At 47.6% G+C, this 22,004-nt stretch carries 22 protein-coding genes; 17 read left to right on the forward strand and 5 right to left on the reverse strand.

Annotation, left to right across the window (positions count from 1 at the left end; genetic code table 11):
• The first annotated feature begins 52 nt into the window (after positions 1-52).
• On the forward strand, positions 53-751 hold the full coding sequence (locus tag NCY57_RS12210; protein ID WP_250789710.1) for a nucleotidyltransferase family protein: 699 nt from the start codon (positions 53-55) through the stop codon (positions 749-751).
• A 443-nt stretch (positions 752-1,194) separates the two neighbouring features.
• Here the strand turns inward: NCY57_RS12210 and NCY57_RS12215 are convergent, their stop codons facing one another.
• On the reverse strand, positions 1,195-1,485 hold the full coding sequence (locus NCY57_RS12215) for a BMC domain-containing protein (protein ID WP_059085607.1): 291 nt from the start codon (positions 1,483-1,485) through the stop codon (positions 1,195-1,197).
• A gap of 16 nt (positions 1,486-1,501) precedes the next feature.
• The gene (locus NCY57_RS12220; protein WP_250789711.1) at positions 1,502-1,801 is read right to left on the reverse strand and encodes a BMC domain-containing protein; all 300 of its coding nucleotides are present in this window, start codon (positions 1,799-1,801) and stop codon (positions 1,502-1,504) included.
• A gap of 306 nt (positions 1,802-2,107) precedes the next feature.
• On the opposite strand from NCY57_RS12220, the gene NCY57_RS12225 reads away from it, so the two are divergent.
• The 5 genes from NCY57_RS12225 (at position 2,108) to yedF (ending at position 6,523) form a co-directional block, all read left to right on the forward strand.
• The gene (locus tag NCY57_RS12225) at positions 2,108-3,469 is read left to right on the forward strand and encodes an MATE family efflux transporter (protein WP_250789712.1); all 1,362 of its coding nucleotides are present in this window, start codon (positions 2,108-2,110) and stop codon (positions 3,467-3,469) included.
• Between the two features lie 130 nt (positions 3,470-3,599).
• The gene (locus NCY57_RS12230) at positions 3,600-4,847 is read left to right on the forward strand and encodes a DUF1015 domain-containing protein (protein WP_250789713.1); all 1,248 of its coding nucleotides are present in this window, start codon (positions 3,600-3,602) and stop codon (positions 4,845-4,847) included.
• A 124-nt stretch (positions 4,848-4,971) separates the two neighbouring features.
• A complete protein-coding gene (locus NCY57_RS12235; protein WP_250789714.1) occupies positions 4,972-5,616 on the forward strand; it encodes a GTP pyrophosphokinase in 645 nt (214 codons plus the stop codon).
• A 2-nt stretch (positions 5,617-5,618) separates the two neighbouring features.
• A complete protein-coding gene (locus NCY57_RS12240) occupies positions 5,619-5,810 on the forward strand; it encodes a hypothetical protein (RefSeq protein ID WP_015524771.1) in 192 nt (63 codons plus the stop codon).
• A 101-nt stretch (positions 5,811-5,911) separates the two neighbouring features.
• A complete protein-coding gene (yedF, locus tag NCY57_RS12245; RefSeq protein ID WP_015524772.1) occupies positions 5,912-6,523 on the forward strand; it encodes a sulfurtransferase-like selenium metabolism protein YedF in 612 nt (203 codons plus the stop codon).
• Between the two features lie 198 nt (positions 6,524-6,721).
• Here the strand turns inward: yedF and NCY57_RS12250 are convergent, their stop codons facing one another.
• Positions 6,722-7,942, reverse strand: coding sequence for a dicarboxylate/amino acid:cation symporter (locus NCY57_RS12250; RefSeq protein ID WP_092069043.1), 1,221 nt, complete (start codon positions 7,940-7,942; stop codon positions 6,722-6,724).
• A gap of 80 nt (positions 7,943-8,022) precedes the next feature.
• Between NCY57_RS12250 and NCY57_RS12255 the strand changes: the two genes are divergently transcribed.
• From NCY57_RS12255 to NCY57_RS12265, 3 genes are all read left to right on the forward strand, one after another.
• The gene (locus NCY57_RS12255; protein WP_250789715.1) at positions 8,023-9,168 is read left to right on the forward strand and encodes an aminotransferase class V-fold PLP-dependent enzyme; all 1,146 of its coding nucleotides are present in this window, start codon (positions 8,023-8,025) and stop codon (positions 9,166-9,168) included.
• A gap of 32 nt (positions 9,169-9,200) precedes the next feature.
• A complete protein-coding gene (locus NCY57_RS12260; RefSeq protein WP_250789716.1) occupies positions 9,201-10,205 on the forward strand; it encodes an XdhC family protein in 1,005 nt (334 codons plus the stop codon).
• A 91-nt stretch (positions 10,206-10,296) separates the two neighbouring features.
• Positions 10,297-10,821 carry an SH3 domain-containing protein gene (locus NCY57_RS12265; RefSeq protein WP_250789717.1) on the forward strand — a complete coding sequence of 175 codons (525 nt, stop codon included), beginning with the start codon at positions 10,297-10,299 and terminating at the stop codon, positions 10,819-10,821.
• 191 nt (positions 10,822-11,012) lie between these two features.
• Here NCY57_RS12265 and NCY57_RS12270 read toward each other — a convergent pair whose 3' ends face one another.
• On the reverse strand, positions 11,013-11,492 hold the full coding sequence (locus tag NCY57_RS12270; protein ID WP_015524777.1) for an S-ribosylhomocysteine lyase: 480 nt from the start codon (positions 11,490-11,492) through the stop codon (positions 11,013-11,015).
• A 451-nt stretch (positions 11,493-11,943) separates the two neighbouring features.
• Between NCY57_RS12270 and NCY57_RS12275 the strand changes: the two genes are divergently transcribed.
• From NCY57_RS12275 to NCY57_RS12290, 4 genes are all read left to right on the forward strand, one after another.
• A complete protein-coding gene (locus NCY57_RS12275) occupies positions 11,944-12,657 on the forward strand; it encodes a peptidylprolyl isomerase (RefSeq protein ID WP_442863820.1) in 714 nt (237 codons plus the stop codon).
• Between the two features lie 14 nt (positions 12,658-12,671).
• A complete protein-coding gene (gene coaBC / locus NCY57_RS12280; protein ID WP_147603024.1) occupies positions 12,672-13,877 on the forward strand; it encodes a bifunctional phosphopantothenoylcysteine decarboxylase/phosphopantothenate--cysteine ligase CoaBC in 1,206 nt (401 codons plus the stop codon).
• Positions 13,878-14,031: 154 nt separating this feature from the next.
• Complete coding sequence (locus tag NCY57_RS12285) at positions 14,032-14,670, forward strand: ECF transporter S component (RefSeq protein ID WP_092069058.1); 639 nt, start codon at positions 14,032-14,034, stop codon at positions 14,668-14,670.
• A 19-nt stretch (positions 14,671-14,689) separates the two neighbouring features.
• Entirely contained in the window at positions 14,690-15,454 is a 765-nt protein-coding gene (locus tag NCY57_RS12290) for a type III pantothenate kinase (RefSeq protein WP_250789719.1), read from the forward strand.
• A 56-nt stretch (positions 15,455-15,510) separates the two neighbouring features.
• Here NCY57_RS12290 and NCY57_RS12295 read toward each other — a convergent pair whose 3' ends face one another.
• On the reverse strand, positions 15,511-16,407 hold the full coding sequence (locus NCY57_RS12295) for an RluA family pseudouridine synthase (RefSeq protein WP_250789720.1): 897 nt from the start codon (positions 16,405-16,407) through the stop codon (positions 15,511-15,513).
• Positions 16,408-16,968: 561 nt separating this feature from the next.
• On the opposite strand from NCY57_RS12295, the gene NCY57_RS12300 reads away from it, so the two are divergent.
• From NCY57_RS12300 to NCY57_RS12315, 4 genes are all read left to right on the forward strand, one after another.
• Positions 16,969-18,150, forward strand: a complete 1,182-nt coding sequence (locus tag NCY57_RS12300; protein WP_250789721.1) for a transposase — start codon at positions 16,969-16,971, stop codon at positions 18,148-18,150.
• A 237-nt stretch (positions 18,151-18,387) separates the two neighbouring features.
• Positions 18,388-19,623, forward strand: a complete 1,236-nt coding sequence (cps2T, locus tag NCY57_RS12305; RefSeq protein ID WP_250789722.1) for a beta 1-4 rhamnosyltransferase Cps2T — start codon at positions 18,388-18,390, stop codon at positions 19,621-19,623.
• A gap of 17 nt (positions 19,624-19,640) precedes the next feature.
• A complete protein-coding gene (locus NCY57_RS12310) occupies positions 19,641-20,690 on the forward strand; it encodes an NAD-dependent epimerase/dehydratase family protein (RefSeq protein WP_250789723.1) in 1,050 nt (349 codons plus the stop codon).
• Positions 20,691-20,711: 21 nt separating this feature from the next.
• Positions 20,712-21,962, forward strand: a complete 1,251-nt coding sequence (locus NCY57_RS12315) for a nucleotide sugar dehydrogenase (protein WP_250789724.1) — start codon at positions 20,712-20,714, stop codon at positions 21,960-21,962.
• Positions 21,963-22,004 lie beyond the last annotated feature (42 nt).

A 22,004-nucleotide genomic window follows, 5' to 3' on the forward strand; every position in this document is an offset into this window, starting at 1 on the left:
ATTGACGCAGGATGATTTCTTCATCTGCAAGGCGGAGGAATGAGGCGTAGCGGTGGCTACGACGATTGACGACAACGCAGCAGATGAAAAATCAGGCAAGTCAATATGGCGGTTACTTAATATTCGCTGTACTAGAATCGAAAGGAAGTGGAGCGGTGATATGAAACTGGGACTGATCATGCTGGCAGCAGGAAACAGCCGGCGGTTTGGAAGCAATAAGTTGCTGTACGGGATAGACGGAATGCCGATGTACAGGCATATTCTCCTGGAACTGAAAGAAGTGAAAGCAGCACTGGAGGAACAGGGGCACAGGTGTGAGATCACAGTTGTCACACAGTATGAGGAAATCGCGCAGGAAGCAGAGAAGCTCGGCGCGCGGTTTCTTTATAATCTGCATCCGGATGAGGGGATATCTTCCTCACTGAAGATCGGACTTGGGGTCAACCGGGAGATGGATGCTTGTTTGTTTACAGTGGCAGATCAGCCGTGGTTGCGGTGGGAGACGGTTTTTGGACTGGTGGATGTGTTTTTGAGAGATGGGAAAGGAATCGCCTGTGTGGAGCATGATGGGAAGACCGGGAATCCCTGTGTTTTTTCGAAGAAGTATTATGGGGAGCTGATGGAGCTTTCCGGTGATGTTGGAGGGAAGAGGGTGGTTGTGGCACATCGGGGGGATGTGGCTGTGATGAAGGTGGAGGATGGACGGGAGATGGTGGATGTGGATGTGGTTTTTGCGGACGGACGCCGGTGAGGTACCGTCTGGTTTGGGCTGGGGCTTCGTCGGGGGCTGGCTTCTAAGGCGGTGGAAATCTGCTAAAACCGCTGAAAAAAATCCAGAACTCGCTCCTGCGTCGCTCAAACAGCTGGATTTTTTCCAGCAACGCAGATTCCCACCGCCTAAGAAGCGCACCCCTCCTGCAGAGCCAGCCCAAACCAGACGGTACCTCGCCGGCTGACGTGCGAAGGAGTGGAGGGCTAGAGTGAAGGCGTGAGTTTAAAGAATATAGCGAAAAGAGTTGCTGACGTGCGAAAGGGGAGATAGGCTAGAGTGAAAGTGTGAAGTTTGTAGAAGCAGAGCATCGATGATGAAAGCACCGGCTGATGTGTGAAATCACCGTGTCTGAGACAATTTTCACTTATACAAAAGCCAGGGCGGTTCCCTGCGTACGTTCGTTATTATAATATAGATATTTCCTACATAAAGTGATTCTTAGCCGCTTCTTCCTCAGCCAGACGAACCGTCTCACCGGAAGGATTGGAGATCACTGCTGAAGCTACGATCTCACAAGGCGGGTTTCCCTTTACACTGTCAATGGCAGCTGTAACGGCAGAAACATCACCGGTCAGAAAAACAGTGGCATGTCCACCACACTTTGTCTGCCAGGTAAGAAAAGAAACATCAGAAGTCTTCAGCATCTGGTCGATCACCAGGATTGCATTACTGCTGCCAACAACCTCAACTAAACCAAAAGCACCATAATTCATAAATCCGTCGCCCCCTTTATTTATTGATCGTCATCTTCAGTGCAATCTCAGTATCCTCAGAAGGAGAAGCGAGCACAGTATGAGAAACAACCTTACCAAGAGGTTTGGCTGCCTCCAGCGCAACCTCCATAGCTGCATTAACGTCAGAAACAGAACCACGCATCTTGACACAGGCGCCACTCTTCAGACGGTTACGTTCAACACTCTGGATTCTGACATTGGCTGCTTTGGAAGCAGCATCAAGAGCGACAAAACAGGCAACCAGGTTATCCAGCTCAAAAACACCTACAGCCATGCCCTTATAATTATTATCCATAAAAATACCTCCATGCGGAACAGATTCCAGTGATGTGGTTTCTTGACCGGTTTTACGTGGAATCATTACCGTTTTTATGGCTTTATTATAACTTTTTTAGACGAAAATAGCAAGAAATAAATACACAGATAACAAAGTGTTACTGAGAACGGAGTAACAGTAGCTCACAAAAAACACCTTGCGGGATATTACAGTGAACAAACAGTAACGTCTGATATTTCCGCAGCAGCCTTACAGGGAAATATTTACTTTGCATATCAGATATAGTATATTTACAATAGTAAAAAAGCAGGAAGGTGTAAAGAAATGCAGATACATCAGACAGACTTTTCAACAGGAAATGTCTATCGTAACATTATGGAGGTGGCTGTGCCGATGATCATTGCACAGATCCTGAACATCCTTTACAACATTGTGGACCGGATCTATATCGGAAGGATTCCTGAGATCGGAGCCACTGCATTGACAGGAGTGGGACTATGTTTTCCTATTATTACCCTGATCACCGCATTTACCTATCTTTTTGGAAATGGAGGAGCACCGCTTTGCTCTATGGAACGGGGAAGAGGAAACCGGGAAGAAGCAGAAATGCTCATGGGAAACACCTTTGTGATGCTGATCGGCACAGGAGTGATCCTGACAGCCATTGGCCTTATCTTTTACAGACCGATCCTCTATGCCTTTGGCGCCAGTGATGTAACCTTTTCCTATGCGTCAGACTACATAAGGATCTATCTTCTGGGAACCCTGTTTGTGATGATCACTCTGGGAATGAACCCGTTTATCAACAGCCAGGGCTTTGGAAACACAGGAATGCTCACGATACTGATCGGTGCTGTACTGAACATTCTTCTGGATCCCCTGTTTATCTTTGGGATGCACATGGGAGTCCGGGGAGCGGCTTTGGCGACTATCATTTCCCAGTTCTGTTCCGCCATCTGGGTTTTACGCTTCCTTACAGGAAAAAAGGCGATCCTGAACCTGAAAAAAAGCGCCATGAGGATCTCCTGGAAAAGAGTGGGCAGTATCGTAAGCCTGGGTATGTCCGGTTTTTTTATGGCATTTACAAACAGTCTTGTGCAGGTGGTATGCAATGCCACACTCCAGACCTGGGGCGGTGATATCTACGTTGGTGTCATGACAGTTTTAAATTCTGTCCGTGACATTTTCATCATGCCGGTCCATGGGCTTACTACAGGTGCTTCTCCGGTCATGAGCTTCAATTATGGAGAAAAAGCATACGACAGAGTCAAAAAAGCAATTAAATTTATTACAGCTGTCTGTGTGATCTATACCCTGGTAGGCTGGGGAATCCTGAAGCTGCTTCCGGAATTTTTTATCCGGATCTTTAACAGCGATCCCGGGCTTCTGGAAAAGGGAGTTCCCGCCCTTCATATTTACTTTTTCGGCTTCTGCTTTATGGCATTGCAGTTTACCGGGCAAAGCGTGTTCGTAGCACTTGGAAAGGCAAAAAAGGCCACCTTTTTTTCTCTGCTCCGAAAGGTAGTGATCGTAGTACCGCTGACGCTCCTGCTGCCTCATGTGAATGGCCTGGGAACAGACGGCGTGTTCTGGGCGGAACCGGTTTCCAACCTTGTAGGCGGCTGTGCATGCTTTTTCACCATGCTGGCGACGGTACTGCCGGAGCTGAACAAACGTAAGGCATAAGACGGGCCGGATAAAGGTTTGCGGGAAATTTTGATATGTGTTAGAATGGACAGGATGATTTTTCTGCAAACTAAGCAGAAATCTTAAGAAGGGCCGGCGTATAGCCGGACAGGAATGAGAGGAAAATATAATGGCTTTATTTCAGGCATTTCGGGCAGTAAGACCTGCTTCGGAAAAAGCAGAAAAGGTGGCTGCACTTCCCTATGACGTAGTCAGCAGAGAGGAAGCGAGAAAGATCGGGGAAAAAAATCCGGAATCTTTTCTCCATATAGACCGTGCGGAGATGGATCTGGATCCGGAAACTGATCTTTATGATCCGATGGTTTATCAGAAGGCAAGGGAAAATCTTGATCGTTTCCAGAAAGAAGGGATCCTGATCCAGGATGAGAAACCGAACTATTATCTGTATGAACTGATCCGTAAGGGAAGATCCCAGACCGGGATCGTAGGTGTCAGTTCCATTGATGATTACATGAATGGTGTGATCAAAAAGCATGAGCTTACAAGAGAGGATAAGGAGCAGGACCGCATCCGTCATGTGGATGTCTGTGATGCCAACACAGGCCCTATTTTTCTGGCGTGCAGATATCCGGCAGAGCTTCTTACTCTTATGGAAGAATGGAAAAATGCACATGTTCCTGTGTATGATTTTACTTCCGATGACGAGATCACACATCGTGTATGGGTCGTAGATGAGGAAGAAAAGATCCGGACTATACATAGTCTTTTTGGCGGAATCTCCTCTATCTATATTGCAGATGGCCACCACAGAGCAGCCTCCGCAGTAAAGGTGGGACAGAAGAGAAGAGCGGAGCATCCGGATTACACCGGAAAAGAAGGATTTAACTTTTTCCTGTCAGTGGTATTTCCGTATGACCAGCTGACCATCCTTCCGTACCACAGGATCGTAAAGGATATCAAGGGTATGGAACCCAAAGCCTTTATCGGAAGCATGAAGTTTAATTTTGAGCTGATGGCAATGCCGGGATTTCCATGTAAACCGGTGGAGAAACACTGCTTTGGGCTGTATGTAGACGGAGAATGGTTCCATCTGAAGGCATATCCGGATATCTATGCGGGTAAAGACAGCGTAGGGCAGCTGGATGTGTCTATTCTTCAGGATAAGGTCCTGGGTCCGGTTCTGGGGATCAGTGACCCGCGTACCGATGAGAGGATCCGCTTTATGGGAGGAAACCACCGGCTGAAGGATCTGGCAGCAGCTGCAGATGAGACAGGAGGAGCTGCCTTTGCTATGTATCCTACATCCATGGAGGAGCTGATGACGATCGCAGACGAGGGTAAGCTTATGCCGCCAAAGAGCACCTGGTTTGAACCGAAGCTCCGCAGTGGTCTTTTTATCCATAAGCTTTCAGACTGATGCTGGAGACTTTATAGATTTTTAAGAAAATGGTCAGGAAAATCTTAGGAAATCACTACAGATTGCTCACATTTGTCCGGTAAGATAAAAGTATATTCTGAGCAAACGCGAAAGAGGGTTTTTCATGACAAACGAACAGTATTACGATTGTATCCAGCCATATCAGAACGCATGTCAGATCATGCGCGCCAAGCTTGAGGTGCTCAACGGAAGCCTGTATCAGAAGTCTTCCGTATCTCCGATCCACAATATCCAGGAACGGATCAAATCCAAGAAGAGCATCGAAAAGAAGCTGGGGAAGCTGGGACATTCGGACAGTGTGCAGAACGCCAAGGATCATCTCCGGGATATCGCCGGGATCCGTGTGATCTGCTACTTTATTGATGATATATACAATCTTGTAAATGCGCTGAAGCGGCAGAGTGAGCTGATCTTTATCAGGGAAAAGGATTACATACAGAATCCCAAGCCTAACGGATACCGCAGCTTTCACGTGATCATTGCAGTTCCGGTGTATTATCTGGATACCATGGAGTATTTTCCGGTGGAGATCCAGCTGAGGACGATGACCATGGATCTCTGGGCAAGCATGGAGCACCGTGTCTGTTACAAGAAGCTTCCGGAACACAGGGATGAGCTGGCGGAGGCCTTCTGTCAGTATGCAGATATCCTTGGAAAGATCGAGGAACAGTTTGAAGCCTACAATGAAACAGGAATGCTGGAGGAGATCACACCTGCCCAGATTACTGAGAATCCGACGGAGGGATAGGAATGGAGATCGAAGAGGAATTTATATCCGGTTTCTGCCGTACCATGAACGGGGGCGAAACCGTCTGCTGTGAGTATACACGGCAGGAGGACAGCAGCAGGAAGCTGACCTTTATGGACTGCGCGCATGAAAGATGTGTAAACACAGGCGCCTGTGAGATCTTCAAACAGGCCCATGAGCTGGAGCAGAAATAAAAGATCAAAGAAAAGAAAACAGTGAAAAAGCAATAATGATAAAACAGCAATAATAATAAAACAGCAATTATAAAAAATCACAGAATACAGGAGGAGTGCGTATGAAGCACACAGTAGATGCAATGGGGAAACAGTGTCCGATCCCGGTTGTGATGACCAAGAAGATCCTTGACAAGGCTGAGCAGGGAGACGAGATCTTGATCCTGGTAGACAATGAAACAGCAGTAAACAATTTGAGCAGACTTGCCGGAAGTACCGGATGCAGCTTCGTATCCAGAAAAACAGAAGGTGGTTACGAGATCAATATGACAGTAAAATCTGATCCTGCTGCAAGAAGCCAGGCAGAGCCTGAGATCGTCTGCACACCGGCTGTTCCGCAGGGAGATTATACCGTTGCCATCACTTCCGATAAGATGGGAGATGGAGATCCGGAGCTTGGCGGGATCCTGATCAAGGGATTTGTGTATGCACTGACACAGCTGGAGACACCGCCGTCAGTTATGCTGTTTTATAATGGCGGAGCCAGACTTACCGCACAGGATTCACCATGTATCGAAGACCTTAAGACCTTACAGGAGCAGGGAACCGAGATCCTGACCTGCGGAACCTGCGTGAACTTCTACGGACTGAAGGAACCGGCAGTGGGAACCGTAACAAATATGTATACCATAGCGGAAAAGCTCACAAAAGCAGGAAAAGTGATCCGCCCGTAAACAGAAAAACATATAGAAACAACAAAAGTATATAGAAACTTACAGAAGCAGACAGAAACAAATAGAAATATACAGAAATGCCGCAGAGCCATTTTGAAGCCTGCGGCATTTCTGACATCCAGTTGGTATCTGGTTGATATCCGGTTATGAGCAAGCAACGAAGCGGATCGCAAATATCCGCCTGACTTAGCTCCGAACTTACAATTCCACATCAAGCTGCTGCTCCTCAATATGATGGCGTTTTGCATAGCCGGTAAGCATCAGCGTCAGTGCGCCGTCGCCGGTCACGTTGCATGCGGTACCGAAGCTGTCCTGCAGTGCAAAGATGGTAAGCATCAATGCAGTGCCGGAGCTGTCGAATTTCAGTATTCCGGTGATGATGCCAAGGGATGCCATGACGGTTCCTCCGGGAACACCGGGAGCTCCGATGGCAAAGATACCCAGAAGAAGGCAGAACAGAACCATGGTACCCGGCGTGGGAACGGAGCCGTACAGTATCTTCGAAATCGCCATACAGAAGAAAACCTCTGTCAGGACGGAGCCACAGAGATGGATGTTTGCAAACAGAGGGATCCCGAAGCTGACCAGATCCTTACGGAGTGGTTTTGCCTTGGAGGCGCACTGCAGTGCAACGGCCAGTGTGGCTGCAGAGGACATGGTCCCTACGGCAGTCAGATAGGCAGGACCATAATGGCGGACAACCTCCAGAGGATTTTCTCCGGAATAGATACCTGCAAGGATGTAAAGAAGAGCCATCCAGATAAAATGCCCGGCAAGCACCAGTACGATGATCTTCAGAAAAACAGGCAGCTGTCTGGTGATGGTTCCCTCGTAGGCAAGGCCACAAAAGGTAGTGCCGATAAATAACGGAAGAATGGGGATGATGATCCGAGCCACCAGAGAAAGAACGATTTTCTGAAATTCATCTAGGAGCCCAGTGATCAGCTTTGCCTTTGTCCAGGTAGCGGCAAGTCCCAGCATCATTGCAAAAACAAGAGCACTCATAACGGACATGATCTGCGGGATCTCCAGCTCAAAGATCACCTCCGGCAGCCGCTTCAGTCCTGCAGCATAGGAATGGATGGACAGATGTGGAATGATGAGAAAGCCGGAGGCTGTGGAAAAAAGCGCTGCGCCAACAGAGGAGCCGTAAGCGAGGACAACCGCAACTCCCAGCATCAGCGAAGCATTTTTGCCAAGCCTGGTAATGGACGGAGCGATAAATCCCAGCACGATCAGCGGCACGCAGAAGGTAATGAGCTGGCCCAAAATGTACTTGATAGTAACTGTGATATTAAGAACTGCCATGGAGATTCCGTTGGTGCTGTACCGGTTCAGGATAAGCCCGGCTATGATCCCCAGGATCACAGCGACCAGCAGCTTAAATGGCAGACTGTTGAAAAAAGATGTTTTTTTCATTGGAAAACCTCCTCGGATAGTATAAAATAAAGCCAGAGTTTATTATAAAGGTATTTGATAGAAATCACAAGGAGGATGAAATGATTTATCTGGATAACGCGGCTACAAGCTTTCATAAGCCGGACTGTGTGCCGCGTGCTGTGGTGGAAGCCATGCAGCATGTAGGAAACAGCGGAAGGGGCAGCAGCGGCGAAGCAATGGCAGCCTCAAGGCTTATTTTTAATACAAGATGCCAGATCGCAGAGATGTTTGACGTATGGGGACCGGAATGTGTGGCCTTTACATCCAATGACACGGAAGCGCTCAATATCGCCCTGCAGGGAACACTTCATCCAGAGGAGGGAACTATCCATGCAATCTGTACGGAGATGGATCACAACAGTGTGCTCCGTCCGTTGTACCGCCTGGAAAAAAAAGGCATGAAGCTTACGATCCTGCCGGCAGACCGCAAGGGACGGATCTCCCTTACGGAGCTTGAAGCAGCCATCCGTCCGGAGACGAAGGTGATCGTCTGTACCCACGCTTCCAATCTGACAGGAAATCTCAATGATATCCACGCCATCGGTGCGATCGCACAGAAGCACCAGAAGCTTTTTATTGTGGATGCTGCCCAGACAGCAGGAGTATTTCCGATTTCCATGAAAAAAGATCATATAGATATTCTTTGCTTTTCCGGACATAAGGGCCTTATGGGACCCCAGGGCACAGGCGCCATCTGTGTTCGGCCGGGGGTATCTGTGGAGCCTCTGAAGGTAGGCGGAAGCGGCGTCCTCACCTTTCAGAGAGAGCATCCGCAGGATATGCCGGAGACACTGGAGGCAGGCACCCTGAACAGCCACGGGATCGCAGGTCTTGGCGCAGCCATCAGCTGGATTACCGAAATTGGAACAGAACAGATCCGAAAAAGAGAGCAGCAGCTGATGTGGCGTTTTTATGACCAGGTAAAGGAAATTCCGGGAGTCACCTTGTACGGAGATTTTTCCAGGGAAGAACGCTCCCCTGTGGTGACTCTGAATATTGCAGAGATGGATTCGGCAGAGGTGGCTATGGTCCTTGATGAAGAGTACGGAATCAGTGTAAGAGCCGGCGGCCACTGTGCACCGCTGATGCACAAAGCACTGGGAACCGAAAAAACAGGAACTGTCCGCTTTAGCTTTTCTTATTTTAATACGGAAGAAGAGGTGGACACTGCTGCCGGGGCGGTAAAGGAGCTTGCCGCGGAATAAACAGCGTAAGACGGACAGAAAGGACACAAAGAATGTATCAGACAATATATGATGTGGTAGAAAAAAGAGGGCGTGTAAAAACAGGGATCCTTCTGAACGGAAAGGATGCCGGGCTGAAATATCTTTTGGAAGAAAGCAGCTTTTTTTATCCGAAGAGAGCAGAAAGAAATAAAGAAGCAGAAGAATTCCTGAAGGCTTCCGTGGAAGTAGCTGTGGAAACCGGCGTTGTGAAAAACGGAGACCGGGAGATATTTGTGGAAACCTACGAGAAGAATCCCAGGCTGATCATACTGGGTGGCGGCCATGTTTCTCTTCCGGTAGCAGAGATCGGCAGGATGCTGGGCTTTCATGTAACAGTCATGGATGACCGGGAGGAATTTGTGACGGAGGAAAGATTTCCCATGGCAGATGAGAGGATCTTTGGAGATTTTGATACCCTGTCCGACAGGATCCCTCCCTATGAAAATGCCTACTATGTAGTGGTGACACGAGGCCATCTGGGAGATTCCGCCTGTGCAAGAGCGATCCTTAAGAGACCCTTTGCATATTTCGGAATGATCGGAAGCAGGACAAAGGTGCGGATCACCAGGGAAAAGCTCCTGAAAGAGGGCTTTACGGAGGAACAGCTGGATCAGATCCATGCCCCCATCGGACTTCCCATCGGAGGACAGATGCCGGCTGAGATCGCCGTGAGCATCATGGCAGAGATCGTGCAGGAAAAGAACCGGCATTTCCGCACCTACTGTGATGAGGAGGTGGAGGCAGCAGTACGCCGCAGGACACCGGGAACCATGGTTACGATCATCGAGAAGAAGGGCTCCTCACCAAGAGGAACCGGGAGCAAGATGTTCGTATTCCGGGACGGAAGCACGGCAGGAAGCATCGGCGGCGGAAAAGTGGAGTTTGAAGCCGGAAAACACGCAGTAAATATCCGAAATACGGAAACAAAGGTTTACGAGCTGGGACAGGGGGCAGGAGATCTGGGAATGATCTGCGGCGGAACTGTCCGGGTGCTTTTTGAGCCGGTAAATATGTGAAAGAACCGGCCAGGACTTGCATAATATTGCAGAATCGTGTATATTGGACGCAGAGAATTTTTTACCGGCGTATAAGGAGGAATCAGATAAAATGAAGAAAAAATGTATTATGGCTTTGATAATAGGCGCGGCTTTCCTTGCACAGGGCTGTGGATATGAGGAAGGAACCGATGCAGTGGTAACAGTAGTAGATTCCACACCGACGCCGGAGCCCACAGAGAAGCCGAAGGCAACTGCAACACCTACACCGAAGGCAGCAGCAGATTCCACAGCAGACGGAGCAGCAGCGGCAGACTCCACCACAGCCGGGGCAGCAGATCCCGCAGCACAGACAGCAGCTACGGAGCAGACCCCAAGCGGCATCAACGTGCAGGCTCAGGATGCCACCTACTATGCAGTGGAGGGTGTGAATTTACGTTCTGACGCCAACGCAGAGGCAGAGTTTGTGGCAGGTGTTCTTTCCGGAGAATCCCTGAAATGTACCGGTGTCTGTGACAATGGATGGATCCGTGTGGATTATAATGGCCAGACCTGCTACGCATCCGGCGATTACGTCAGCACAACCCCGCCGGTAGGAGCAGTGGCAGCAGATACTACCACAGAAGCAGCACAGTAGAGCACAGACTACAGGCTTTGACCAGATCAGGGAAATCCTGATCCTGCTTTAATTGCAGATATCTCCTTGATATAATAAAAAACAGGCAGCTGTATCCGATGAAATACATCGATACAGGCAGCCTGTTTTTTTGTTTCGGCATATAGTCCGTTCAGAACACAAGGATCATGCCAGCGGATCGTACCCGCAGATCATTCCGGATAAACAAGACGGTCCGGCTTGATATCGTAGAGAACCTCGTTCAGGAATTTTTTTGCCAGATATTTTGCCATGCCAAGGTTCATATCCAGATAATTTCCGCAGTCCTTGGGAGAAGCTCCCGGGATCTCACCCTCAAAATCGCGGATAAATTCAAACATCTCGATCATCAGCGGAACGATATCTCTGGATTCATAATCCCCGTTAAGAAGAAGATAATTTCCGGTACGGCAGCCCATAGGACCCCAGTAAATGACCTTCGGGCCAAACTCCTTATGGTTCCGCAGGAAGGTAGCTGCCAGATGCTCCATGGCGTGAAGCTCGGCTGTGTTCATAACAGGCTCCTCATTGGGAGAAGTCATACGGATATCGAAGGTAGTGATCACCTGATCTCCAACCGGATCCTTACGTGAAACGTATACGCCAGGCTGAAGCTTGATATGGTCAATGGTAAAACTTGTGATCTTTTCCATGTTGATTCCTCACTTTCTACTTATATGTACGGAGCCCATAATAAGCTCCATACATGATTTTAGCAGAGAACCGGAAGAGATACAAGGCAAAACAAAGGGAATCCTGCACGTTGCTGAGAACAAAATGAACAGTAACTCCTGCACCTGGTTCCGTGCAAAGTTGACTTTATGAAAAGATGATGTTAAACTGAGAAAAGCTTACAGGGGGAGAGTGAAAAGCTCACCTGAAAATGCCGGGACAGGCGTTTTCGGGATCTGATAAGGAGGACTTATAAATATGAAAAGTAAGGTTTTAGCCGTATTATTTGCGACAGCTCTTACCGCAGGAATGCTTTCCGGATGCGGAAGCACAGACAGTACTTCTGAAAAAGCAGACCAGAAGGAAGAATCTCTGGAGGAAGAAACCTCAGAAGGACAGACAGGCGTAGATGAAGAGACAGCAGCCAATGCAGTGTCCGAGGAGGAGGCTGAGGCGGCAGGCTTTTCAGACCATGAAGAAAGCACCGATGATCAGGAGGCTTCCGGTGATGCAGAGGACACTTCACATGAAACCGAAGCTTCTGCAGACAGTACAGAGGATACAGACAGCGCAGACGGAGAATTTTCCGATGGTTCCGAGGATGCACAAATGGCAGGAACAACTGTGATCGATACCAGCCAGCAGCTGACAGGAACCCATCATGCTGCCATCACCGTAAAGGATTATGGCGAGATCGATGTAGAGCTGGATGCAGACACCGCACCCATCACAGTCACAAATTTTGTAAAGCTGGTACAGGACAATTTTTATGACGGTCTGACCTTCCACCGGATCATTGACGGATTTATGATCCAGGGCGGAGATCCAAACGGAGACGGAACCGGCGGAGCAGAGGATACCATCAAGGGCGAATTTTCCAGCAATGGAGTGAAGAACGATATTTCTCATGTAAGAGGAACCATTTCCATGGCCCGCAGCACAGATCCGGACAGCGCAAGCTCTCAGTTCTTTATCGTACAGTCCGATTCCACACATCTGGATGGCGACTATGCTGCATTCGGACACGTGACCTCTGGGATGGACCTTGTAGATCAGATCTGCAAGGATGCCAAGCCGACAGACGGCAACGGAACCATTGCAAAGGATCAGCAGCCGGTGATCGAGAGTATCCGTATGGTTGACTGACAGGAGGGACAAGGATGCTGAAAGGGAAAACAGTGCTTCTTGGCATCACAGGAAGTATTGCTGCATACAAGATCGCATATCTGGCAAGTGCATTACATAAGCTTCATGCAGATGTCCATGTACTGATGACAGAGAATGCAACGAACTTTATCAATCCGATCACATTTGAAACACTGACCGGAAATAAATGCCTGGTGGATACCTTTGACCGGAACTTTCAGTTCCAGGTAGAGCACGTGTCCATTGCAAAGAAGGCAGATGTTGTGATGATCGCACCTGCAAGTGCAAACGTGATCGGAAAGCTGGCCAACGGCCTTGCGGACGACATGCTCACCACTACGGTAATGGCCTGCAGGTGTCAGAAGATCCTTGCACCGGCCATGAATACCGCCATGTATGAGAATCCCGTGGTGCAGGACAATATCCGGAAGCTGAAAAACTACGGATATGAGGTGATCACACCGGCCAGCGGCTACCTGGCATGCGGGGACACCGGAGCCGGAAAAATGCCGGAGCCGGAAACCCTTCTGGAATATATCCTGAAGGAAGCCGCCTTCCAGAAAGACCTTGCCGGCAAAAAGCTCCTGGTAACGGCGGGACCTACCCAGGAGGCCATCGACCCGGTCCGCTGTCTCACCAACCATTCATCCGGAAAGATGGGATACGCCATTGCAAAAATGGCCATGCTCAGAGGAGCGGAGGTTACGCTGGTAAGCGGACCTACTGCTATTGAGCCGCCTCTTTTTGTAAAGGTGGTACCGGTGACATCTGCCAGAGATATGTTTGAAGCAGTGACCGGCTTAAGCGATGAACAGGACATCATCATCAAGGCTGCCGCAGTGGCAGACTACCGTCCGAAGCAGGTCAGCGAAGACAAGGTTAAGAAAAAAGACGATCAGGCTTCCATAGAGCTCGAGAGGACAGACGACATTCTGAAATATCTGGGCCAGCACAAAAAGCAGGGCCAGTTCCTCTGCGGATTTTCCATGGAGACCAGAGACATGCTCCGTAATTCCAGAGCCAAGCTTGAGAAGAAAAACCTGGATATGGTGGCAGCCAACAACCTGAAGGTAGAAGGCGCCGGATTCCAGGGAGATACCAATGTCCTGACTCTGATCACACAGGACGAAGAAGTGTCACTCCCGCTTATGAGCAAGGAGGATGCAGCGTTAAAGATCCTGGATAAGATTCTTCTGCTTACTACAAAGGCAGAAGCATAGCTACAGAGCCGGTCAGGGAGCCGGTTTTAACAACGAAAAGCGGAACAAAAAGATCACCGCTTTCCATCACCGTATTGTATCCGCAGAAAACGCCGGGAAATGCTGTATTTCCGGAAATATTCACAGAGCGGAACGGTAACAAGGAGGAGAAGAAATGAAAAACAACAGATTTACAACAGCACAGCTTACATTACTGGGCCTGATGGCAGCGATCCTTCTGCTGATGGCCTACACACCACTGGGATATCTGAACATCGGGCCACTGGCCATTTCCTTTAACGTGATCCCGGTAGCCATCAGTGCAGTCGTCCTCGGACCCGTAGGAGGAGCCGTGGCAGGTGCGATCTTCGGCCTGACCAGCTTTCTCCAGTGCATCGGAGTAGGCGGTTCCAGCGCAATGGGAGTTGTGCTTTTCGGTATCAATCCGGTATTTGCCTTTATCCAGCGCTTCATCCCACGTCTTCTGGACGGTATCTGCCTCGGATATATTTTTAAAGGCATGCGAAAGGTCAGCAATACCTATGTGGCATGTGCAGTAACCGGATTCTTTTCCGCATTCCTGAATACCCTGTTCTTCATGTCAGCGCTTGTAGGACTGTTCGGAAATACCGATTATGTAAAAAATCTGATGGGCGGTCATAACATCATCATCGGCTGTTGTCTCATGGTAGGGATCAACGCAGTATGCGAAATGATTTCCTCCACAGTGATCACAGGAGCAGTGGGAGCTGCACTTTCCAAGGCACATCTGATCCCATCCGCACAGATCAGCCGTGAGAAGACAAAAGCATAAAGACAGGGAAAATAAAATTATGATATTAGCAATTGATATTGGAAATACCAACATAGTCGTGGGCTGCATCGATGATCAAAAAACATACTTCATCGAGAGACTTGCTACCGTAAGAACAAAAACAGAACTGGAATATGCCGTAGACCTGAAAACCTTACTGGAAATCTACCACATCAAAAAGGCAGACATAGAAGGCTGTATCATTTCATCTGTAGTCCCGCAGATCACCAACATTGCCAAACTGGCAGCAGAAAAGATCCTCAAAAAAGAAGTCATGGTCCTGGGACCAGGAGTAAAAACAGGTCTGAACATCATGATGGACAACCCCGGACAGCTGGGCGCGGATCTTGTGGCAGACGCTGTGGCTGGATTAAATGAATATCCGGTTCCGTTTATTGTGATCGATATGGGAACCGCCACTACAGTTTCGGTTGTCAACAGCAAAAAGCAATACATTGGCGGAATGATCCTTCCTGGCATCGGAATATCCCTGGATGCACTGACAGCCAGAGCATCCCAGCTCAGCGGGATCAGCATCGATGCCCCGAAGCATGTGATCGGGCGCAATACCATCGAATGCATGAAAAGCGGCGTGCTCTACAGCAACGCAGCAGCCATCGACGGGATCATAGACCGGGTGGAAGAAGAGCTTGGTGAGAAAGCAACCGTGATCGCAACAGGCGGTCTTGCAAAAAAGATCATTTCTCACTGTAAGAAAGAAATCATTCTGGATGAGGACCTTCTGCTCAAGGGACTCCTTGTGATCTACAAAAAAAATAAATAAAAACAACAAAAAATCAGCTGCCGGTGCAGGAAACACCTACCGGACAGCTGATTTTTTTACTGTAGAAATGCTCTGCGGAAATCCTCAGGCACAGGTGCCAGGAAACACATAGGCTCCCCGGTGATGGGGTGAGCAAATTCCAGCTGGAAGGAATGCAGGGCCTGGCGTCCGATCCGGTCAAAAACCGGATGATACAGAAAATCCCCCGGCAGCGGACAGCCGATATATTTCATATGCACCCGGATCTGATGAGTCCGCCCCGTATCCAGATGCAGCTCCACAAGAGCATATCCGTTGCTGACTGCAAGACGCTCAAAATGAGTCACGGCAGCCTCACCACGCTCAAAATTAACCTCCCTTGTGATCACAGAAGCATCCATTCTCGCAACAGGAGCGGAAATCGTCCCCCTTTCCGGCGGGATCCCGTCAGTAAGTGCAAGATAGGTACGTCGGATCTGGCGCTGCTTCATCTGGGCAGAGAGAAGAGCCCCGCTCAGAGGATTCTTGGCCAGTACCAGCACCCCGGTGGTATCCCTGTCCAGCCGGTTGATGCAGCGGTAGACAAAAGCCTTCCCCTGCTGCTTATAATACCAGGCAACACCGTTGGCAAGCGTATTCTCGTAGTTTCCGGCAGAGGGATGCACAGGCATATCAGCCGGCTTGTTAAGAACCAGGATATCCTCATCCTCATACAGGATATCCAAAGGCAGCGGTACCGGAAGGATAGAAGACTCCGATCCGTCCCCGGTCTCTTCCGGAACAAGGATCCGGAGAACATCCCCCTCCCTCAGGACCGTTCTGCCAAAAGCCGGCTGCCCGTTCAGCAGGATCGCCTGCTCCGCCCGCTTCATAGTAGTCAATATATGTTTGGAAAAACCCTTCTTCCGAAGAAATCCAAGAACATTTTCCCCGGACTCCCCGGTTGAGATCGTATAGGTAATAATTCTCTCCATAGAAAAAATCCTTTTCTGAAATTTAGCAGGCCAAAAGCCAGATCGCGCGGCCTGCGGATATAGTATAGCATTTGGGGAGGGAAATGTCGATTAGACATAAAAAAAGAGCTGGTACAAGAGGAAATATCCTTGGACAGCTCGTGGATTATGGGATTTGTGTCGCTTATTATCTTCATTAGTCACAGACCAAAAAAGATATATTTTACAGCCATATGTAAGGATACCATTGATATTTTCCTTTGTCAAGGCGTGCCAAAGACATGAAGCATGCTAATAATGTCGTTTTTTAAGCATCATATGCAGTCGTTTTCTATCAAAAAGTGAATAAACAGTCTGATAATCATCGAAATCTAACATTAGTGGTCACAAAAAGTGGTCACTTTTTTCTTGCGTAAATCCGCGTAAAATCAATACTTTTCAAGCTTTTTTCCTTTTTCTTTCCAATTATTAGTGGTCAAAATCGTGGTCAACTGTGCCGAAAAAAGCAGCATTTAACAGTGTTTCAAGCTCTTTTTCGCTAATGAAGATATTAAGCGATACCTGACAGCAGAAAGAGATGCCATGAAAACAGGATACAGTATCAAAACATGGAAAATGCGGCTCTTTTGTCCGGAAAAGCAGATGATCGAAACAACCGAAGCCCTGTATCAGGAAGCCGTAGCCTTTTACTATGAGCTCCTGAAAGAAAGCGAAGAGTTCTGGGCCGAAAATCTGCTGACCATCCAGGGACATTTGGAAAAACTCACTGTTCCCGGAAGAGACGGAAGAGAACCAAAGTACATCCCGCCAGGCGGAAAGCTCCCCGTTTACTTTCGGAGATCTGCCATGAACAAAGCTGCAATGGCAGTAAAGACCGCAGCAAGTGCAGAAAGCTTCCCCGAAAAGATCGATGCCAATATCACCTTTTTCAAGGGAATGTACAGAGACCTGACAGACACCTCCGTAGTGCTGAAGCTCTGGAACGGAAAGAAATGGATCTGGGTACCCTGCGGACTTACAGGACGCCCCTTCCCCAAGGAAGCAGCGATCCTTTCACCGACACTGGTCCATGAGGAAAAATGGCTCATGTTCCATGTCCCTGTCAAGCAGGAAAACTCCGATGCCCGGACAGCAAAGGAACGAATGCAGGAAGGCGCCAGAGTATGTAGCGTCCGCTTTACCAATACGGACAGCTTTGCAGTATGCACAGTTCTGGATGAGGGATCCAGGCAGCTGGCTGTAAAAAACTGCAGAGGTGGAAATGCATACCGACATCATTGCAAAGCTTTGCTGAAAAAAGTAGAAGCATCCAGGGCATTTACCGATAAAGACAACGTCAGTCAGCCAAACAGGAAATATTACATGCATCTCAAGCACCTGAATGAACATTACGCACATCAGGTCAGCAAAGAGATCATAGATTTCTGCAAAGAAAAACACACCGGGATACTGGTACTGCCGGAGTATGATGAAGATTTTTCCAGGATATCTATGTACAGAAGCGGCAATTATTCACCCCTTCACTTAAGTATCCGCATCCGGAATTATCTGAAATACAAAGCCTGGGCAGAAGGAATCCTGGTACTAGAGCTACGCGCCGACGGAACAGAAAAGCAATGTTCCATCTGCGGAGCCACCGGAAAAAAACAGGGCAGCATATTCATCTGCCAGAACGGCCATCAGGTCAACCGCTTCCTGAACGGCGCCCGAAACCTGGGCCGCAAATGTCAGGAAAGCTTCCGGAAAAACAACAAACCAAGTTAATAAGCGGCAGGAATGCCTCTTATATATAAATGCTGAGCAATCAGCAAGAGAGGAAGCGCCAGTGACGTCTCCTTTCCGGTTGAATACCGCCAGGCGGCCCAACGCAGGCGTCGCCGAAGAACTGTGCCCTTTGGGGTGTGGGGTGTATTCGAAGTTATAAGAATGTGAAATTGCTGAAACTTGGCCTGGGCTGGGTTCGGTATATAGATGTTGAAAAAATGAGGATGGAACAGAGATATGGATTCTAGAAAAGAAGTACAGCATGTGTATTTGGTTGGTGCAAAGAGTTTAGGTGCATACGGGGGATATGAGACCTTTGTATACAAGCTTACAGAGTATCATCAGAATAAGGAAAACATCAAATATCATGTTGCCTGCAAGGCCAATGGTGATGGCTGCATGGACGAGAACAAATTTGAGGGTGTGACAAAGATTAACGACCATGAGTTTGAACTCCACAATGCCCATTGCTTTAAGATCGATATTCCACAGATTGGGCCTGCGCAGGCAATTTATTATGATGTTGCAGCGTTGAAAGCGTGTTGTGAACATATCAGGAAAAACCATATTCCTCATCCGATTGTTTATATAATGGCTTGTCGTATAGGACCTTTTGCAGGCCATTTTTATAAAGAAATACATAAGTTAGGCGGTAAAGTATATTTAAATCCAGATGGTCATGAGTGGATGCGGGCAAAATGGTCTGCACCGATCCGGAAATATTGGAAAATTTCCGAACAGATGATGGTTAAATATTGTGACCTTGCAATCTGTGATTCTGTGAACATCGAAAAGTATATCCATGAGTGCTATGACGGAAAGGGTATTAAAGGTAGAAATCCGAAGACCACGTTTATTGCTTACGGTGCAGATTTGACACTTAGCAAGCTGGCTGACAATGATGAAAAGCTTGTGAGCTGGTATAAAGAAAAAGGATTGACAAAAAAGAATTATTATCTGGTTGTTGGGCGTTTCGTTCCAGAGAATTCTTTTGAAGTTATGATCCGTGAATTTATGAAGAGTAATAGTCAGAAAGATTTTGCGCTGATCACAAATGTTAACGATAAGTTTCTGAACGAACTGGAGGAAAAACTGCATTTCAAGAGTGACGATAGAATTAAATTTGTTGGCACTGTGTACGATCAGGAATTACTGAAAAAAATTCGTGAGAATGCATATGCATATTTCCATGGCCATACAGTTGGTGGTACCAACCCTTCACTGATTGAGGCTCTTGGAAGTACGGACTTGAACCTGTTGGTTGATGTTGGATTTAATAAAGAGGTTGCAGAAGATTGCGCGTTATATTGGAGCCGAAAACAGGAAAGTCTTGCAAAATTGATAGATAAAGCAGATCAGATGAGTTCTGATGAAATAGCAGAAATGGGCCGGAGAGCCAAGAAGCGTGTGGCAGAAGAGTATACGTGGGATAAGATTTGTGGACAGTATGAAGATGTGTTTACGAAGAGATAAACAGAGGAGGAATATAAATGAGCGCAGTTACTTTAGATAATAAAACAATTATAGTCACAGGCGCGGCTGGATTCATCGGATTCAATCTTGTGAAACGAATCTATCAGGAAGCTCCGTCTGCCAATGTTATCGGTATTGACAATATGAATGCCTATTATGATGTGGCATTGAAGGAGTTTCGTTTGAACGAGCTGACCAAGTATCCCGCATTCACTTTTATCAAAGGCAATATCTCTGACAAAGCACTGATCACAGAGGTGTTCGAGAAGTATAAGCCGTCTGTGGTCGTCAACCTTGCGGCACAGGCTGGTGTGCGCTATTCCATCACCAACCCGGATGCTTATGTGGAATCCAACTTGGTTGGCTTTTTCAATATTCTCGAAGCATGTCGCCACTGCGAGAATCTTGAGCATCTGGTTTACGCTTCTTCTTCCTCTGTCTACGGTTCCAACAAGAAGGTTCCGTATAGCACAGATGACAAGGTCGATAATCCGGTTTCTCTTTATGCAGCCACCAAGAAATCTAATGAGTTGATGGCACATGCCTATTCGAAGCTCTACAACATTCCGTCCACAGGTTTGCGTTTTTTCACCGTGTATGGTCCGGCAGGCCGTCCTGATATGGCCTATTTCGGCTTTACCAACAAGCTGGTGAAGGGTGAAACCATCAAAATCTTCAACTACGGCAACTGCAAACGTGATTTTACTTATGTCGATGATATTGTTGAAGGCGTTGTCCGTGTGATGAAGAAGACACCGGACAAGAAGAACGGTGAGGATGGTTTGCCGATTCCGCCATATGCGGTTTATAACATCGGCAATCAGAATCCGGAAAACCTGCTGGACTTCGTGCAGATTCTGAGTGAGGAGTTAGTGAGAGCGAAAGTACTGCCGGAAGATTATGACTTCGAGACTCACAAGGAGTTGGTTCCGATGCAGCCTGGTGATGTACCTGTGACTTATGCAGATACCAGCGCACTGGAACGAGACTTTGGTTATAAACCGAGCACAAGTCTGCGGACTGGTCTGAGGAACTTTGCTGAGTGGTATGCTGGGTTTTATAAATAAAAGAATTAGAGGGATAGAGAAATGAGAGAGTTTAAAGATTTAAAGATTGCTGTTGCTGGAACAGGATATGTTGGTCTTTCCATTGCTACGCTGTTATCTCAGCACCACAAGGTGACTGCTGTGGATATCATCCCTGAGAAAGTTGAACTTATCAATAATAAAAAGTCACCGATTCAGGACGAATACATTGAAAAATTTCTTGCAGAGAAAGAACTGGATTTGACCGCAACTCTGGATGCAAAGGAAGCATACAGTGATGCTGATTTTGTAGTAATCGCTGCACCGACAAATTACGATAGCAAGAAGAATTTCTTTGACACCAGTGCCGTGGAAGCTGTAATCAAGCTGGTTATTGAGTACAATCCTGAAGCCATCATGGTCATCAAGAGCACCATACCGGTTGGATATACGGCAAGTGTTCGTGAGAAATTCCACTGCGACAACATTATTTTCAGCCCGGAATTTTTGCGCGAGAGCAAAGCTCTGTATGATAATCTTTACCCTTCTCGTATTATCGTTGGTACTGATGTGGATAATGCTCGATTGGTAAAGGCCGCACACACTTTTGCAGAACTCCTGCAGGAAGGTGCAACTAAGGAAAACATCGACACTTTGTTTATGGGCTTCACTGAGGCCGAGGCGGTTAAGCTGTTTGCTAACACTTATCTGGCACTGCGCGTCAGCTACTTCAATGAACTGGATACCTATGCAGAGATGAAAGGGCTGAATACCCAGCAGATCATCAATGGGGTTTGTCTTGACCCACGTATCGGTACTCATTATAACAATCCGTCCTTCGGCTACGGCGGATACTGCTTGCCGAAAGATACCAAGCAGTTGTTGGCAAATTATGCCGATGTACCGGAAAATTTAATCGAAGCAATCGTGGAATCTAACCGTACTCGTAAAGATTTTATTGCTAATCGTGTGCTAGAGATTGCTGGAGCATATGAAGCAAATGATAACTGGGATGAAAGCAAAGAAAAGGAAGTTGTGGTTGGTGTATACCGTTTGACCATGAAGAGCAATAGTGATAATTTTCGTCAGAGTTCTATTCAGGGCGTTATGAAGCGTATCAAGGCCAAGGGTGCAACGGTCATTATTTATGAGCCGACCTTAAAAGATGGCGAGAAATTCTTTGGCAGCCTTGTTGTGAATGATTTGGAAGAGTTCAAGAAGCAGAGTCAGGCCATCATTGCGAACCGTTATGATAAATGCTTGGATGATGTGAAAGGAAAAGTATATACCAGGGATCTTTTTGGTAGGGATTAATATAGTGATATGATTGATGTTCTTAGTTGTTTATTTTTTTGT

The organism is Blautia sp. MB18-30 (assembly GCF_023669475.1).
Lineage (GTDB): Bacteria > Bacillota > Clostridia > Lachnospirales > Lachnospiraceae > Blautia_A > Blautia_A fusiformis.